Source organism: Thermus arciformis (genome assembly GCF_900102145.1).
GTDB lineage: Bacteria > Deinococcota > Deinococci > Deinococcales > Thermaceae > Thermus > Thermus arciformis.
Genome location: NZ_FNBC01000025.1, coordinates 19,808 through 33,293 on the forward strand (window position 1 = coordinate 19,808; position 13,486 = coordinate 33,293).

The window sequence follows — 13,486 nt, forward strand, 5'->3', positions numbered from 1 at the left end:
CAAAAGCGCTTTCTCTTGGTCCTTTCGTCGCTTTTGGGTCTTTCCTTTGCCCAGACTGTCACCATCACCTACTGGCAGTACGAGTTTAAAAGCAAGGTGGAGGCGGTAGATGAGCTCATCCGCCGCTTTGAGGCCCAAAATCCAGGGATCAGGGTGGTACAGCAAACCTTCCCTTACGACGCTTACCAACAGAAGGTGGCCGCAGCCATCCCCGCCGGGCAGGGGCCGGACGTGGTGAACCTCTACTACGGCTGGGCCCCTACCTGGGTCAAGGCGGGTTACCTCGTGCCCTTACCCGAAGAGTGGAGCGCGCGGGTAGACCGGGAGTTTGTGTCCATGGTTCAGGCCGTCAAGATCGGGGAGAAGGTCTACGGTGTTCCCACGGCTGTGCGGAGCCTGGCCCTCTTCTACAACAAGGACCTCTTCCGTCAGGCGGGCCTTTCCGGTCCTCCCAGGAGCTGGGACGAGTTCCTGGCGGCGGCTAAGAAGCTCACGGTGAAGCAAGGGGGGCGCTTCACCCAAATCGGTTACGGCATCGCCCCCGATGGGCAGGACCATCATTTGGTGCGGGAGATCTTGGTGCGCCAGTTTGGCGGTCGTCCCTATTCCGAGGACGGCCGCAAAGTCCTTTACCTCAGCGAGCCAGGCCTCAAAGCCTTCACCTTTTACACCGACTGGGTGCGCAAGCACGAGATCGGGGTGCCGAACTTCTTCCCCGGCAATAACGGCTACCGGGATGGCTTCATGGCGGGAAGGATCGGGATGATCATAGACGGCTCCTTCGCCATCGGCACCATCCAACAAGGGGCCCGCTTTTCCTGGGGGGTCGCTGAACTTCCCGTGGAGCGGGCAGGAGGCCGGAAGGCCAACTTTGGTTCCTTCTGGATGCATGGCCTCACCCCCTTGGCTACCGGACCCAAAAGGGAGGCTGCCCTCAAGTTCTTGGCCTTCCTTACTTCCGAGGAAACCCAGCGTTACTGGCTGGAAAAAGTGGGTGAGCTTCCGGCTAGCAAGGCGCTCATCCGGGACCCCAAGCTTTCCTTGGACCCCATCTATGGACCTTTTATTTTGAGCCTGGGCTACGCCAAGGCCACCCCCTTTGTGGACGAAACCGCCCAACGCAAAGTGATGGTGGACGCCATCAACCGGGTCATTCTCCAGGGGATGGACCCGGCCCAGTCCCTGCGCATGGCCGCGGAGGAGGAGCAGAAGATCCTGGACCGCTTCTGGAGGTAGGGTGCGGCTTAGCCTCGGCCAGCGGGAAGCTCTTTGGGCGTACGTCTTCTTAGCCATCCCCCTGGCTTTCTTCCTCTACTTCCGCATTTTCCCCACCTTCCAGGCCCTAGGGCTTTCCCTTTACGAATGGCACGCTGACCCAGGAGCCAGGAAATTCGTGGGGCTGGAGCACTACGAGCGCCTCCTCGAGGATCCCCTCTTTCGTAGGGCCTTGACCAACACCTTTTTGTACACCTTGCTCGGGGTTCCGTCCCAGCTTTTCCTAGGTTTGGCCATCGCCCTTCTTTTGCAACGGGTGAAGGTGGCCCGGGATTTCTTCCGGGCGGTCTACTTCGCCCCCTATGTGACCCCCGCGGTGGCCGTGGCCTGGGTGTGGAGCTGGATGCTTTCCCCCCACTTCGGCCTGGTGAACGAAATCCTCACCCTCGTTGGCCTCCCACCCCAGCCCTTCCTGCAAAGCCCCACCCAGGCCTTACCTACCGTGACGTGGGTGGTGGTCTGGCAGAACCTGGGCTTCCAAGTGGTCTTGTTCTTGGCAGGGTTGGAAAGCATCCCCCGCCAGTACTACGAGGCGGCCCGGATTGACGGGGGGGAGGGCTGGAGGCTTTTCCGGCACATCACCTGGCCCCTCCTAAACCCGGTCCTGGTTTTTTCCGTGGTGATCGCCACCATCGGCTACCTGCAGCTTTTCACCCAGGTGGTGAACCTTAACTTCACCGACCAAGGGGGGCCCTTGAACAGCACCTTGACCCTGGCCCTTTACATCTACCAGCTGGCCTTTCTCCGCTTCCAGTTAGGGTATGCGGCGGCGGTCACTGTGGTGCTCTTTGCCCTTATCTTTTTGATTACCCTTGTGCAGCTCCGGGTCTTTACGCGGAAGGTGGAGCTATGAGGGCGCAAAGGCGTCTTGGGGACCTTTTGGCTCTCCTCCTTCTGGGCCTGGGAAGCGGGGTCATGGTTCTCCCCTTTCTCTGGATGATCCTCACCTCCCTTAAGCCCTTTCCTGAGCTCTTTACCCTTCGCTTTCTGCCCCAAGAGCCCACTCTGGAAAACTACCGGCAGGTCCTCTGGGGAACGGGGTTTCCCCGCTGGTTCCTGAATAGCCTTTTGGTGGCCACAGTAACCACGGCCTCCGTGCTCTTCTTTGACAGCCTCGCGGGCTATACCCTAGCTCGGCTCCGCTTCCCCGGGAGGAACGTCTTTTTCGTACTGATCCTCTCCACCCTCATGGTGCCCACGGAGATGCTGGTCATCCCATGGTATGTAATGAGCGCGGAAAAAGGATGGATCAACACTTACTTTGGCCTCCTTTTCCCGGGCCTCATGAGCGCCTTTGGCATCTTCCTCATGCGGCAGTTTTTTGAGACCCTGCCCCAGGATCTCTTCGATGCCGCCCGAATTGACGGGCTTTCCGAGTTTGGGGTCTTTTGGCGGGTGGGCCTTCCCTTGGTGCGTCCGGCTCTGGCCGCCCTGGGTATCTTCACCTTCCTAGGTAACTGGAACGCCTTCCTCTGGCCTCTCATCGTGGTGCAGACCCCACAGATGCGCACCCTGCCGGTGGGGATCGCCCTCTTCTCGGGGGAGGCGGGCACGGCCTGGAACCTGATCATGGCCGCATCAAGCCTGGCCATCCTACCGGTCTTGGTGGTCTTCTTCTTCTTCCAGCGGCAGATCATCGAGGGCGTGGTACTGACGGGGCTCAAGGGCTGATCCGGGGAGCGTGATAGGCTAAGGGCAATGTTCCGCGTGGGCATCCTCACCGTCTCCGACAAAGGCTACCGGGGCGAACGGGAGGACACCACCCACTTGGCCATCCGGGAGGCCCTGAAGGGAGGGCCCTTTGAGGTGGCGGCCTACGAGCTCGTGCCCGACGAGCCCCCCATGATCAAGAAGGTCCTCAGGCTCTGGGCGGACCGGGAGGGCCTGGACCTCGTCCTCACCAACGGGGGGACGGGGCTTGCCCCCCGGGACCGGACCCCCGAGGCCACGCGGGAGCTTCTGGACCGGGAGGTGCCGGGCCTCGCCGAGCTCATGCGCCTTGTGGGGCTCAGGAAGACCCCCATGGCCGCCCTCTCCCGCGGGGTGGCGGGGGTCCGGGGAAGGACCCTGATCCTGAACCTCCCGGGAAGCCCCAAGGGGGCGAGGGAGTCCTTGGAGGCCGTGCTCCCCGTCTTGCCCCACGCCCTCTCCCTGGTGACGGGCAAGCCCTGGAAGGAGGGGCACCATGAGTAGGGTCCCGGAGCCCTCGGTCTTTCTGGTGGTGGACGAGGCCAAGCGGAAGGCCCGGGAGCGGGGCGTGAGGCTCCTTGACCTCTCCATCGGCTCCACCGACCTCCCGCCCCCCGAGGCCCCCCTGAAGGCCCTGGCCGAGGCCTTGAACGACCCCGCCACCTACGGCTACTGCCTGAAGAGCTGCACCCTCCCCTTCCTGGAGGAGGCGGCCCGCTGGTACCAGGGCCGCTACGGGGTGGGCCTGGACCCCAGGCGGGAGGCCCTGGCCCTCATCGGAAGCCAAGAGGGGCTCGCTCACCTCCTCCTCGCCCTCACGGAGCCCGAAGACCTCCTCCTCCTCCCCGAGGTGGCCTACCCCAGCTACTTCGGGGCGGCCCGGGTGGCCTCCTTGAGGACCTTCCTCATCCCCCTAAGGGAGGACGGCCTCGCCGACCTCCAGGCGGTGCCGGAAGGCGTGTGGCGGGAGGCCAAGGTCCTCCTCCTCAACTACCCCAACAACCCCACGGGGGCCGTGGCCGACTGGGGCTACTTTGAGGAGGCCCTGGGCCTTGTGCGAAAGCACGGCCTCTGGCTCATCCACGACAACCCCTACGTGGACCAGGTCTACGAGGGGGAGGCCCCCTCCCCCCTGGCCCTCCCCGGGGCCAAGGAGCGGGTGGTGGAGCTCTTCTCCCTCTCCAAGAGCTACAACCTGGCGGGCTTCCGTCTGGGCTTCGCCCTGGGGAGCGAGGAGGCCCTCGCCCGCCTGGAGCGGGTGAAGGGGGTCATAGACTTCAACCAGTACGCCGGCATCCTCCGCATGGGGGTGGAGGCCCTGAAGACCCCCAAGGAGGTGACCCAGGGCCACGCCCGGGTCTACCGGGAAAGGGCCTTGGGGATGGCCGAGGCCCTAAAGGGGGCCCTAAGCCTCCTTCCGCCCCGGGCCACCATGTACCTCTGGGGGCGGCTTCCCGAGGGGGTGGACGACCTGGAGTTCGCCCTCGGCCTGGTGGAGCGGGGGGTGGTCCTGGCCCCGGGCCGGGGGTTTGGGCCGGGGGGCGTGGGGTGGGTGCGCATCGCCCTGGTGAGGCCCCTGGAGGAGCTCCTTCGGGCGGCGGCGATCCTCCGGGAAGCCCTGGACGGCCCGCCTCGCTTGGGCGGGGGCCTCTAGGCTAAGTACCCCGCTCTGGCTTGCGCCAGAGCGGGGGCCCCAAAAGAGCCTTCGCAAAGCCCTACCCCCGGCGTCCCATGTGGCGAAATCAAGGTGCGGGCACTTAAGTACCCCGCCGCGGCTTTCGCCGCGGTGGGGGCCCCAAAAGGACCTTCCCAAGCCTTATTTCGGGCAACCCGTGTTGCGAAATCAACGTGCAGCTACTTAGGGCGGCGTCAACCCGCCCGGAGACCCAGGAGAAACCCCCCCAGGAAACTCGCCCCGAAGGGGAGGTTGTAGGTGAGGGTGGAAAGGAGCCTCTCCCAGAGGCTTTTCAGGCCGGGCTGCTGCAGGAAGGGCTCCACGTCCCGCTGGATGCGGGTCCAGTCCACCTCCACGTAGCCCGCCTGGGCCAGGAGCTGGAGGGCCACGAAGAGGAGGCCCAGGGCCAGGGCCAAAAGGCGGCCCACCTTCTTGAGGGCGTAGCCCACGGCGTACCCGGCGAGGCCGCCGAAGGTGATCTGCCCCAGGTAGGGGGTGAGGTCGGGGAGCTCCACGCCTTCCACCCTAGCGGCAAGCGGGGCCCCGGGCAACTACTTGAGGCCCAGAAGCTCGGCCTCGGCCTTCATGGCCTCGAGGACGAAGGCCAGGTGCTCGTCCAAGGGCACCCCCAGCTCCTCGGCCCCAAGCCGGATCTCCTCCCGGTTCACCCCCTTGGCGAAGGCCTTGTCCTTGAACTTCTTCTTGAGGCTCGGGAGCTCCAGGCCCAGGATGGAGCGGTCGGGGCGCACGTACACCGCGGCGGTGATGAGCCCCGTGAGCTCGTCCACGGCGAAGAGGGCCTTGGCCATGAGGCTTTCCCGGGGCACCCCGGTGTAGCTCGCGTGGCCCAGGATGGCCTTTAGGACCTCCTCCGGGTAGCCCAGGCGTTTAAGCTCCTCCACGGCCCTGTAGGGGTGCTCCTCGGGGTGCTTCTCGTAGTCCATGTCGTGGAGCACCCCGGCCATGGCCCAAAGCTCCTCCTCCTCCCCAAAGCGGCGGGCGTAGGCCCGCATGGCCACCTCCACCGCCCGCATGTGCCGCCTCAAGGACTCGCTTTCTGTCCAGGCCTCCATGAGGGCCAGGGCCTCCTGAAAGCTCGGCATGCCCTAGAGTATAGCCATGCGCCTCGGCTACGGGGAGGACAGCCACCGCCTCGAGGAGGGGAGGCCCCTTTACCTCTGCGGCCTCCTCATCCCAAGCCCCAGGGGGGCCTTCGCCCACTCCGACGGGGACGCCCCCCTCCACGCCCTCACCGACGCCCTCCTTTCCGCCTACGGCCTCGGGGACATCGGCCTCCTCTTCCCCGACACCGACCCCCGCTGGCAGGGGGTGAGGAGCGAGGTCTTCCTGAGGGAGGCCCTGCGCCTGGTGGCGGAGCGGGGGGGAAGGCTTCTCCAGGCGAACCTGGTCATCACCCTGGATTGGCCCAAGCTCTCCCCCCACCGGAAGGCCCTGGTGGAAAACCTCGCCCGGCTTTTGGGCCTTCCCGAGGACCGGGTGGGCCTCGGCTTCAAGACCTCGGAGGGCCTGGCCCCAGGCCACGTCCAGGCCCGGGCGGCGGTGCTTTTGGATGGTTGAGGTCCTCGTCTGGCTCGGCACCCTGGTCTTCGCCGCCACCGGGGCCCTGAAGGGGGTGGAGAAGGGGTTTGACCTCCTCGGGGTCCTGGTCCTGGCCACGGTGACCGCCGTGGGAGGGGGGTCCATCCGCGACGTCCTGGTGGGCCTTCTGCCCCCAAGCGCCTTAAGGAACGAGCCCCTCCTTTGGAGCGTGGTCCTGGTGGGGCTTCTCGTCTTCCGCTTTCACCCCAGGGTGCAGGCCCTGGAGCCTTTCATCTACTACCTGGACACCCTGGGTCTCGGCCTCTTCGCCGCCCTGGGGGCGGAAAGGGGTCTGGCGGCGGGACTCGGGCCCTTCGGCGTGGCCCTGGCGGGCACCCTCTCCGGGGTGGGGGGCGGGGTGCTGCGGGACCTCCTCTCGGGGGAGGTGCCGGGCATCCTCTACCGGGCGGGGGACCTGTACGCCTCCGCGGCCCTCTTGGGGGCCTTGGTGGTCTACGCCCTCCACGGAAGCCACCCGGAGGGGGCCCTCTTCCTGGGGGCCCTGACCACGGTGCTCCTCCGGGTCTTCGGGCGGAGGCTCGGCCTCCGCCTCCCCACCCCCAAGTAGGCCTACTTCAGCTTGGCCAGCTCCTGGCGGGCCCTCTCCTGGTCGTAGCGGTCGGCGGCGGTCTTGGCGGGGAGGGAAAGGGCGGTTTCCAGCTGCTTCCTGGCCTCCTCCTTCTTTCCCCAGGCGGCGAGAACCCGGGCGTACTCCACCCGGTGGATGATGGCCTCGGGCTCCAGCTCTATGGCCTTGCGCATGAGGGGCTCCACCTTGGCCCCATCCGCCCCCTGGGTGGCGGCCACCAGCCAGCCCTTCTGCACCAGCTCAAAGTGCCAGAGGGCCAGGGCCACCATGGCCCCGGCGTGGTCGGGCTTGAGCTTTAGGGTCTTCTCCAGGTCGCTCCGGATCTTGGGGGCAAGCCCCTCGGCCAGGGCCTCGAGGATCCCCTTGTACTGGGAAAGCCTGCCCAGGGCCCGGGCCCGCTCAAAGTAGCCCTCGGGGTAGTCGGGGGCCTTGGCGATGGCCTGGGAAGCGGCCTTTTCCGCCCGCTCAAACCAGGTGCGCTTCTCGGCGTCCTTGGCCTGGTACATGGCGTAGAAGCTCGCGGCCTTGGCCGCCAGGGCCAGGGCCTCGGGGGTGGCGAGCTTGGAGCCCATCTCGTAGGCCTCCTGGAACCGCCCGGCGTCCAGAAGGGCCTCCACCTGGGAGGCCTGGGCCAGGGCCAGGGGCAAAAGGCTCGTCAGGAGCAGGATAAGCGCACGCCTCATGGGGTTCCTCCGGGAAGGATTATACCCGGTCTAAAGCCGGGGGCAAGGGGTGGGCGTAAACTGGAGGGCATGAGGCGTATTCTGGGGCTTGCATGGATATTGAGCCTTCTGGCCCTGGCCCAAGGGGCCGAGGAGTATTACGCCCGCTGCGAGCGCCTTTACGGGCAAGGGGCCTTGGAAAGCGCCCAGGCCACCTGTGAGCTCGCCTTGGTAGAAGACCCCGGGTACCGCCCCGCCCTCCGCCTTCTGGTCCGCATCCACCTGGAGAAGGGGGATCTGGCCCAGGCCGAAGCCTACCTCTCCCGCCTGGGAGAGGACCCGGAGGCCCTCGTCCTCCGGGGAAGGCTTCTCCTCCTGAAGGGGAAGGCGGAGGAGGCGCTTGGGCTTCCCCTCCCCCCAACCCCCGAGGGGAGGCTCCTCCGGGCCCTGGCCCTTCGGGCCCAAAACCGCCTGGAGGAAGCCCTAAGGGAGGCCCAGGGCCTTCCCCCCACCCCGGAGGCCCGCCTCCTTTTGGCCCGGATCCACCTGGCCCTGGGGAACCCCGAGGCGGGGCTTGCCGCCTTGGGGTCCACCCTGGAGGAGCGGGTGGAGCGGGGCCGCCTCCTTTTCCTCGCGGGGAGGCCCGAGGAGGCGGTGGCCCTTCTGGAGGAGGTCTTGCCGCAGACTTCCGGCCGTACTGACCTCCAGCGCGAGGCCCTTTCCACCCTGGTCCTGGCCTACTTTGGCCAAGGGGACTGGGCCCGGGGGCAGGCGGCCTTGGGGCAGCTTGCGGGGCTTGTCAACCTCCCCGCGCTCTTTCTCGCCCGGGTGTGGCCCTGGCTTCTCGCCCTGGGCACCTTTTTGGTCCTGGTGGTCCTGGGGGAAAGCCGCATTGAGCCCTTGCGCACGGTGGAGGTGGTGGAAGACCCCCTTCCGGGGCCGGGGAGCCTCTACCTCGCGGTCCTCCTGGCCCTGGCCTTGGCCTTAGGGGTGGCCCTCTTCCTGGGCAAGGCCCTCTTCGCCAACCTCCTGGCCCTTTTTACCCCCTACCAGAAGGCCCAGGTTCTCCCGGGGTTCTTCCTGGCCTACGGCCTCTTCCTCTTCGCGGGGCTTCTCCTCTGGCAGAGGCGGCGCCTTCCCCAGCTCCTGGGGCCTTTGGAGGGCTGGGTGGAGGGGTTTTGGGTGGGGCCGGCCTTGGTCCTCGCCCTTTGGGCCTACGGGCTGGTGCGGCCCTTCCTGGGGTTTCCCACCCTGCCCTTGCACCTCCTCGTCTTCCTGGGCCTGGCCCTCATGGAGCCCTTCTTCCGGGGCCTCGCCCCTTGGGTGTTCAAGGAGCGCTACCGGGAGCTCGCCCCCTACCTCTCTGCGCTCTTCTTTGCCTTGGCGGTGCCCGGTCCCACCCTCCTCTTCCTCCTCCTTGGGGCCGGGCTCCTTTGGGCCAAGGAGCGGGCGGGGAGCGTCTTGGGGCTCGCCTTGGGCTGGGTGGTGGCCGGGGTGGCCCTGGCCCTTTTCCCCTCCGCTTGGCTGCGCAGGTTCTGAGGCCGGTCAGGGATCCCCGGTTGCGAACGGGAGGCGCTTAGATGAGGCCGGTGTTCTTCCTCTCCGACTTCGGCCTGGAAGACCCCTACGTGGGGGTGGTCAAGGCGGTGCTCCGGGAGCGGGCCCCGGGGGTTAAAGTGGTGGACCTGGCCCACGACCTTCCCCCCCAGGACCTCCGGCGGGTGGCCTACGCCCTCTTTGAGGCGGTGCCCTACCTTCCGGAAGGGGCCGTGGTGCTGGCGGTGGTGGACCCGGGGGTGGGGACCTCCCGGCGGGCGGTGGCCGTTTGGGGAAGGCGGTGGTACGTGGGCCCGGACAACGGCCTCTTCAGCCTGGCCTGGCTCCTGGACCCGCCCCGAAGGGCGTTTCTTCTGGAGCGCGTCCTTCCCCCGTTTCCCCAAGGGGCGCTTCCTGGCTGGCGCCCGGGAGAGGCCACCTTCCACGGCCGCGACCGCTTCGCCCCGGCGGCGGCCCACCTGGCCCTGGGCCTTTCCCCGGAGGCCTTGGGCCTCGAGGTTCCCCTAGAAAGCCTCAAGCGCCTTCCCCTCGCCCTGACCCCGGGGCCCGAAGGGGAGGTCCTCACCTTTGACCGCTTCGGCAACGCCATCACCACCTTGCTCCAGGCCCCTTTGGGGGGATCGGTGGAGGTGGCGGGGAGGCGGCTTCCCATCCGCCGCACCTTCGGCGAGGTGGCGGCGGGGGAGGCCTTGGCCTATTTGGGAAGCGCCGGGCTCCTGGAGATCGCCGTGAACGGGGGAAGCGCCCGGGAGGCCCTGGGCCTGAGGGAGGGGATGCCCGTGAGGCTCCTCTTGGCCCCCCCACCGGGGCTTTAGCCTTTCCCCCGCTGGCTGCCTCGAGGAAGCCCCTGCCGGGGCCCCAGGCTGGCCAAGCCAGCCTGGGGTGGTATTAGAGCTTCTCCGCCCAGCGGGCGAGCTCGGGGAGGAAGTCCTCGGCGGTGAAGTCCAGGCTCACCGGGGTGAGGGAGACGTACCCCCGGCGCACCGCCCAAAGGTCCGTCCCCTCCTCCTCCTCCCCCACGGGGGTGCCGGCGATCCAGTAGTAGGGGCGGCCCTCGGGGTCCAGGCGCTCCACCACCCGGTCCTCAAAGCGGTGGGTGGAAAGCCGGGTCACCCGGAGGCCCCGGGGGGCCCCGGCGGGGAAGTTCACGTTGAGGAGCACCCCTTTGGGCAGGCCCTCCTCCGCCACCTTCTTGGCGATGCGCACCGCCCACTCCGCGGCATGGGCGAAGTTCAGCTCCTCCGAGGTGTCCAGGCTGAAGGCGATGGAGGGGATGCCCAGGGAGGTGCCTTCCAGGGCCGCCGCCACCGTGCCCGAGTGGGTGAGGTCCAGGCCGAGGTTCACCCCGATGTTGATGCCCGAAACCACCAGGTCTGGCCGCCCCAGGAGGTGCACCCCAAGGACCACGCAGTCCGCCGGGGTGCCGTCCACCCGGTAGGCGGGGATCTCTCCGAAGCCCGCGCTCGCCGTGTGCTTGAAGCGCAAGGGGCGGCGCACGGTGATGCCGTGGCCCACCGCCGACTGCTCCACGTCGGGGGCCACCACGTAGACCTCTCCCAGGGCCCGCATGGCCAGTCCCAGGGCCTTGATGCCGGGGGAAAAGATGCCGTCGTCGTTGGAAACAAGGATGCGCATACCCCTAGCCTAAAGGGAAAGGACCCCCTTTAGGGGGTCCTTTCCGAACTTACGGGGTTTAGAGGCGGCGGACCTTCTTGGCCTGGGGGCCCTTGCCGCCCCGGCCCGGTTCCACCTCAAACTCCACCCGCTCCCCCTCGTTCAGGGTGCGGAAGCCCTCGGCCTCAATGGCCGTGAAGTGCACGAACACGTCGGGGCCTTCCTCCTGCTGGATGAACCCGTAGCCTTTTTCCGCGTTGAACCACTTGACGGTACCCTTCTTCATGCTTCTCCTTCATCCCGAAAACCCGCTTGGCTTTCCAGGGACTCCTTACTATCCCACGCCCCTTCGGAAAAGTCAAGCCCCTGGGGTAGAATCCCCTTGTGCCTGGCCTCGCCTTCGCCGAAAGGACCCACCCGGGCCTCAAGCGCCCCAAGAACGAGGACGCCCTGGGCCACCTCCTCACCCCTTGGGGAGGGGTCTTCGTGGTGGCCGACGGGATGGGGGGGCACCGCACCGGGGAGGTGGCGGCCAGGCTTGCGGTGGAGACCATCCTCGGCCACTTCCAGGAGGCCGAACCCTCCCCCAAGGCCCTCCTCGAGGCCTTTGAGCGGGCCAACGCCCGCATCCACCAAGAGGCCCAGCGCCCGGAGAACCGGGGCATGGGCACCACCGCCACCTGCCTCCTCCTGGACCTGCCCTACGCCCTGGTGGCCCACGTGGGGGACTCGAGGGCCTACCTCCTCCGGGGAGGGGAGCTTACCCTCCTCACGGAGGACCACTCCTGGGTGGCGGAGAGGGTGCGCCAGGGCCTCTTGAGCCCAGAGGAGGCCCGGACCCACCGCTGGCGCAACGTGATCACCAACGCCTTGGGCTCCTTCCCCCAGGCCCGGGTGGACCTCCTGGGGCTCAAGCTTTTCCCCGGGGACACCTTTCTCCTCTGCACGGACGGGCTTTCCGGGGTCCTGGAGGACCGCACCCTCAAGGAGGTCCTCAAGAACTTCCCCCCCGAGGAGGCCGCCCGGCGCCTGGTGGAGCTGGCCAACGAGTGGGGAGGGCCGGACAACATCAGCGCCATCGTGGTGCGGGTGCCGGAGGAACTCCCCCAGTCCACCCGCCCTTACGCCCTGCCCCTGGAGGCCGCCCAGGGGGCCCCGGTGCGCCTGAAGCTCGGGGAGGAGCCCGAGGAGCTCCCCACCCAGGTGCTGGAGCCCAAGAGGCCCGGCCTCGGCTGGCGGGACGTCCTCCTCATCCTCCTCTGGATCGTGGTGGTGGCCTACATCCTCCTGGGCTACTTCCGCCCCTAGGCCTGCTAGACTTCTAGGGGTATGGAGCGGACCTTCGTGATGGTCAAACCCGACGGCTTCCGGCGCGGCCTGGTGGGGGAGATCCTCGCCCGCTTTGAGCGCAAGGGCTTCCGGTTGGTGGGGCTTAAGCTTCTAAGGATCTCTCGGGAGCTCGCTGAGCGGCACTACGCCGAGCACCGGGAGAAGCCCTTCTTCCCGGGCCTGGTGGACTTCATCACCTCGGGCCCGGTGGTGGCCATGGTCCTGGAAGGGCCGAACGCGGTGGCCGAGGTGCGCAAGATGATGGGGGCCACCCACCCCAAAGACGCCCTCCCCGGCACCATCCGGGGGGACTACGCCACCACCATTGACGAGAACGTCATCCACGGCTCGGCCACCCTCGAGGACGCCCAGAGGGAGATCGCCCTCTTCTTCCGCCCCGAGGAGTTGCTCTAAGCCCCCCGGCCATTGCGGGGAGCTTAACCCTCCTCCGGGGCCTGGGGCGGGGTCTGGGCCCGCAGGCGCTCCCAGGGGAAGTCGTCCAGGGGGTAGAAGCGGTCCGCCTGCTGGGCCAGGCGGTGGGAGGAGAGGGCGTGGAAGGTGGTGTTTTCCACCTGCTTGCCCATGTCCTGCACCACCCGCACCACCTCGGCGAAGTCCCCGTCCCCGGAGACCAGCACCGCCACGTCGTAGGCGTCGGCGTAGGCCAGGCGCAGGATATCTATGGCGATCTGGATGTCCACCCCCTTTTCCACGAAGCCGTCCGCCCGCCGTTCCAGCCGCCCCAGGCGCACGGCCACGTAGGGGACCCGCTTCAGGTAATTGAGGAAGCTTTGGTGGGCCTTGGCCGCGGGGTCCTCGGGGGGGAGGGGGGCGTTGTAGTAGTAGGCCCGAAGAAGCCTCCTCCCGGCGGTGAGGAGGGTGATGAACTCCACAAAGTTCAGCCGATAGTCCGACCCCAGGTGCTGCACCAACCCCTTGTAGAGGTTGGAGCCGTCAATAAATATGGCTACCCTTTCCATACGGGCCCGCCCCTTCTCGGGCACCCTCAGTTTACCCCGTTAAGGGTGAGAAGGTTTATAGCCCACCGCTCAAAGGAGCGGTGGGGGAAGCATACCGTTTTCGGCTTAGCCCTTTGCGGGCAGGGGAATGCTACCACACCTCTTCCATGAGCGCAAGATGATGTAGTCGGTCAACACATTTGAGACTCTGTGGGGACCGCCTCCCCCCGTATTCTAGCCAGGTACTCTAAAGGGGCCAGGCCCCCCAAGGCCCGGTGGGGTCGCCGGCGGTTGTAGTGGTCCAGGTAGGCGTCAAGCTCCCTTTGGAGCTCGGGGATCTGTGAAGGCAACGGTCGTGTGTAGAACTCATCCCTAAAGGTCCGCTGCATCCGCTCCACGTGACCATTGAGCTTGGGGCTCCTCGGAGGAAGAACGAAGAGCTTAACGCCCAAACGTTCACAGGCCTCCTCAAAATCGGACATAAACTCGCTGCCCCCATCCACCTGCACCGCACGGATAGGAAAAGGCGCTCGCACCA

17 protein-coding genes and 1 pseudogene are annotated in these 13,486 nt (G+C 67.0%); 11 read left to right on the forward strand and 7 right to left on the reverse strand.

The features are described 5' to 3' along the window. Positions 1-96: 96 nt before the first annotated feature. The 5 genes from BLP62_RS09110 to BLP62_RS09130 are packed head-to-tail and all read left to right on the forward strand — an operon-like array spanning position 97 to position 4,618. Complete coding sequence (locus BLP62_RS09110) at positions 97-1,236, forward strand: sugar ABC transporter substrate-binding protein (RefSeq protein ID WP_244880380.1); 1,140 nt, start codon at positions 97-99, stop codon at positions 1,234-1,236. 1 nt (position 1,237) lies between these two features. After that, positions 1,238-2,128, forward strand: a complete 891-nt coding sequence (locus BLP62_RS09115) for a carbohydrate ABC transporter permease (protein ID WP_093007946.1) — start codon at positions 1,238-1,240, stop codon at positions 2,126-2,128. Then, positions 2,125-2,946 carry a carbohydrate ABC transporter permease gene (locus BLP62_RS09120; RefSeq protein WP_093007948.1) on the forward strand — a complete coding sequence of 274 codons (822 nt, stop codon included), beginning with the start codon at positions 2,125-2,127 and terminating at the stop codon, positions 2,944-2,946. Before BLP62_RS09115 ends, BLP62_RS09120 begins: the two co-directional genes overlap by 4 nt. Before the next feature lie 27 nt (positions 2,947-2,973). Further along, positions 2,974-3,468, forward strand: coding sequence for a MogA/MoaB family molybdenum cofactor biosynthesis protein (locus BLP62_RS09125; RefSeq protein ID WP_093007950.1), 495 nt, complete (start codon positions 2,974-2,976; stop codon positions 3,466-3,468). After that, positions 3,461-4,618 (forward strand): aminotransferase class I/II-fold pyridoxal phosphate-dependent enzyme, encoded by a 1,158-nt coding sequence (locus BLP62_RS09130; RefSeq protein ID WP_093007952.1) that lies wholly within the window; start codon positions 3,461-3,463, stop codon positions 4,616-4,618. The genes BLP62_RS09125 and BLP62_RS09130 overlap by 8 nt, the downstream gene beginning before the upstream one ends. A gap of 215 nt (positions 4,619-4,833) precedes the next feature. Here the strand turns inward: BLP62_RS09130 and BLP62_RS09135 are convergent, their stop codons facing one another. Both BLP62_RS09135 and BLP62_RS09140 read right to left on the reverse strand, forming a co-directional pair. Further along, positions 4,834-5,154: an FUN14 domain-containing protein gene (locus BLP62_RS09135; RefSeq protein ID WP_176758182.1), complete on the reverse strand. Its 321-nt coding sequence runs from the start codon at positions 5,152-5,154 to the stop codon at positions 4,834-4,836. 36 nt (positions 5,155-5,190) lie between these two features. After that, the gene (locus tag BLP62_RS09140) at positions 5,191-5,742 is read right to left on the reverse strand and encodes an HD domain-containing protein (protein ID WP_093007954.1); all 552 of its coding nucleotides are present in this window, start codon (positions 5,740-5,742) and stop codon (positions 5,191-5,193) included. 16 nt (positions 5,743-5,758) lie between these two features. Between BLP62_RS09140 and ispF the strand changes: the two genes are divergently transcribed. Together ispF and BLP62_RS09150 are read left to right on the forward strand one after the other, a co-directional pair. Then, entirely contained in the window at positions 5,759-6,217 is a 459-nt protein-coding gene (gene ispF, locus BLP62_RS09145; RefSeq protein ID WP_093007956.1) for a 2-C-methyl-D-erythritol 2,4-cyclodiphosphate synthase, read from the forward strand. Then, on the forward strand, positions 6,210-6,806 hold the full coding sequence (locus tag BLP62_RS09150; protein WP_093007958.1) for a trimeric intracellular cation channel family protein: 597 nt from the start codon (positions 6,210-6,212) through the stop codon (positions 6,804-6,806). Before ispF ends, BLP62_RS09150 begins: the two co-directional genes overlap by 8 nt. A gap of 2 nt (positions 6,807-6,808) precedes the next feature. Here BLP62_RS09150 and BLP62_RS09155 read toward each other — a convergent pair whose 3' ends face one another. After that, positions 6,809-7,510, reverse strand: coding sequence for a tetratricopeptide repeat protein (locus tag BLP62_RS09155; protein WP_093007960.1), 702 nt, complete (start codon positions 7,508-7,510; stop codon positions 6,809-6,811). 69 nt (positions 7,511-7,579) lie between these two features. Here BLP62_RS09155 and BLP62_RS09160 point away from each other — a divergent pair, with 69 nt between their 5' ends. Together BLP62_RS09160 and BLP62_RS09165 are read left to right on the forward strand one after the other, a co-directional pair. After that, on the forward strand, positions 7,580-9,028 hold the full coding sequence (locus BLP62_RS09160; RefSeq protein ID WP_093007963.1) for a tetratricopeptide repeat protein: 1,449 nt from the start codon (positions 7,580-7,582) through the stop codon (positions 9,026-9,028). 41 nt (positions 9,029-9,069) lie between these two features. Then, the gene (locus BLP62_RS09165) at positions 9,070-9,861 is read left to right on the forward strand and encodes an SAM hydrolase/SAM-dependent halogenase family protein (RefSeq protein WP_093007965.1); all 792 of its coding nucleotides are present in this window, start codon (positions 9,070-9,072) and stop codon (positions 9,859-9,861) included. A 73-nt stretch (positions 9,862-9,934) separates the two neighbouring features. On the opposite strand, the gene surE is transcribed toward BLP62_RS09165, so the two are convergent. After that, positions 9,935-10,681, reverse strand: coding sequence for a 5'/3'-nucleotidase SurE (gene surE / locus BLP62_RS09170; RefSeq protein ID WP_093007967.1), 747 nt, complete (start codon positions 10,679-10,681; stop codon positions 9,935-9,937). 58 nt (positions 10,682-10,739) lie between these two features. Continuing rightward, the gene (locus tag BLP62_RS09175) at positions 10,740-10,946 is read right to left on the reverse strand and encodes a cold-shock protein (RefSeq protein WP_093007969.1); all 207 of its coding nucleotides are present in this window, start codon (positions 10,944-10,946) and stop codon (positions 10,740-10,742) included. Positions 10,947-11,044: 98 nt separating this feature from the next. Here BLP62_RS09175 and BLP62_RS09180 point away from each other — a divergent pair, with 98 nt between their 5' ends. Together BLP62_RS09180 and ndk are read left to right on the forward strand one after the other, a co-directional pair. Continuing rightward, the gene (locus BLP62_RS09180) at positions 11,045-11,968 is read left to right on the forward strand and encodes a PP2C family protein-serine/threonine phosphatase (protein WP_093007971.1); all 924 of its coding nucleotides are present in this window, start codon (positions 11,045-11,047) and stop codon (positions 11,966-11,968) included. A 21-nt stretch (positions 11,969-11,989) separates the two neighbouring features. Then, positions 11,990-12,403 carry a nucleoside-diphosphate kinase gene (ndk, locus tag BLP62_RS09185; RefSeq protein WP_093007973.1) on the forward strand — a complete coding sequence of 138 codons (414 nt, stop codon included), beginning with the start codon at positions 11,990-11,992 and terminating at the stop codon, positions 12,401-12,403. 23 nt (positions 12,404-12,426) lie between these two features. Here ndk and BLP62_RS09190 read toward each other — a convergent pair whose 3' ends face one another. Next, entirely contained in the window at positions 12,427-12,969 is a 543-nt protein-coding gene (locus tag BLP62_RS09190) for a LabA-like NYN domain-containing protein (protein WP_093007975.1), read from the reverse strand. A gap of 105 nt (positions 12,970-13,074) precedes the next feature. Then, a pseudogene (locus BLP62_RS09195) lies at positions 13,075-13,486 on the reverse strand (integrase core domain-containing protein); the annotation flags it as partial.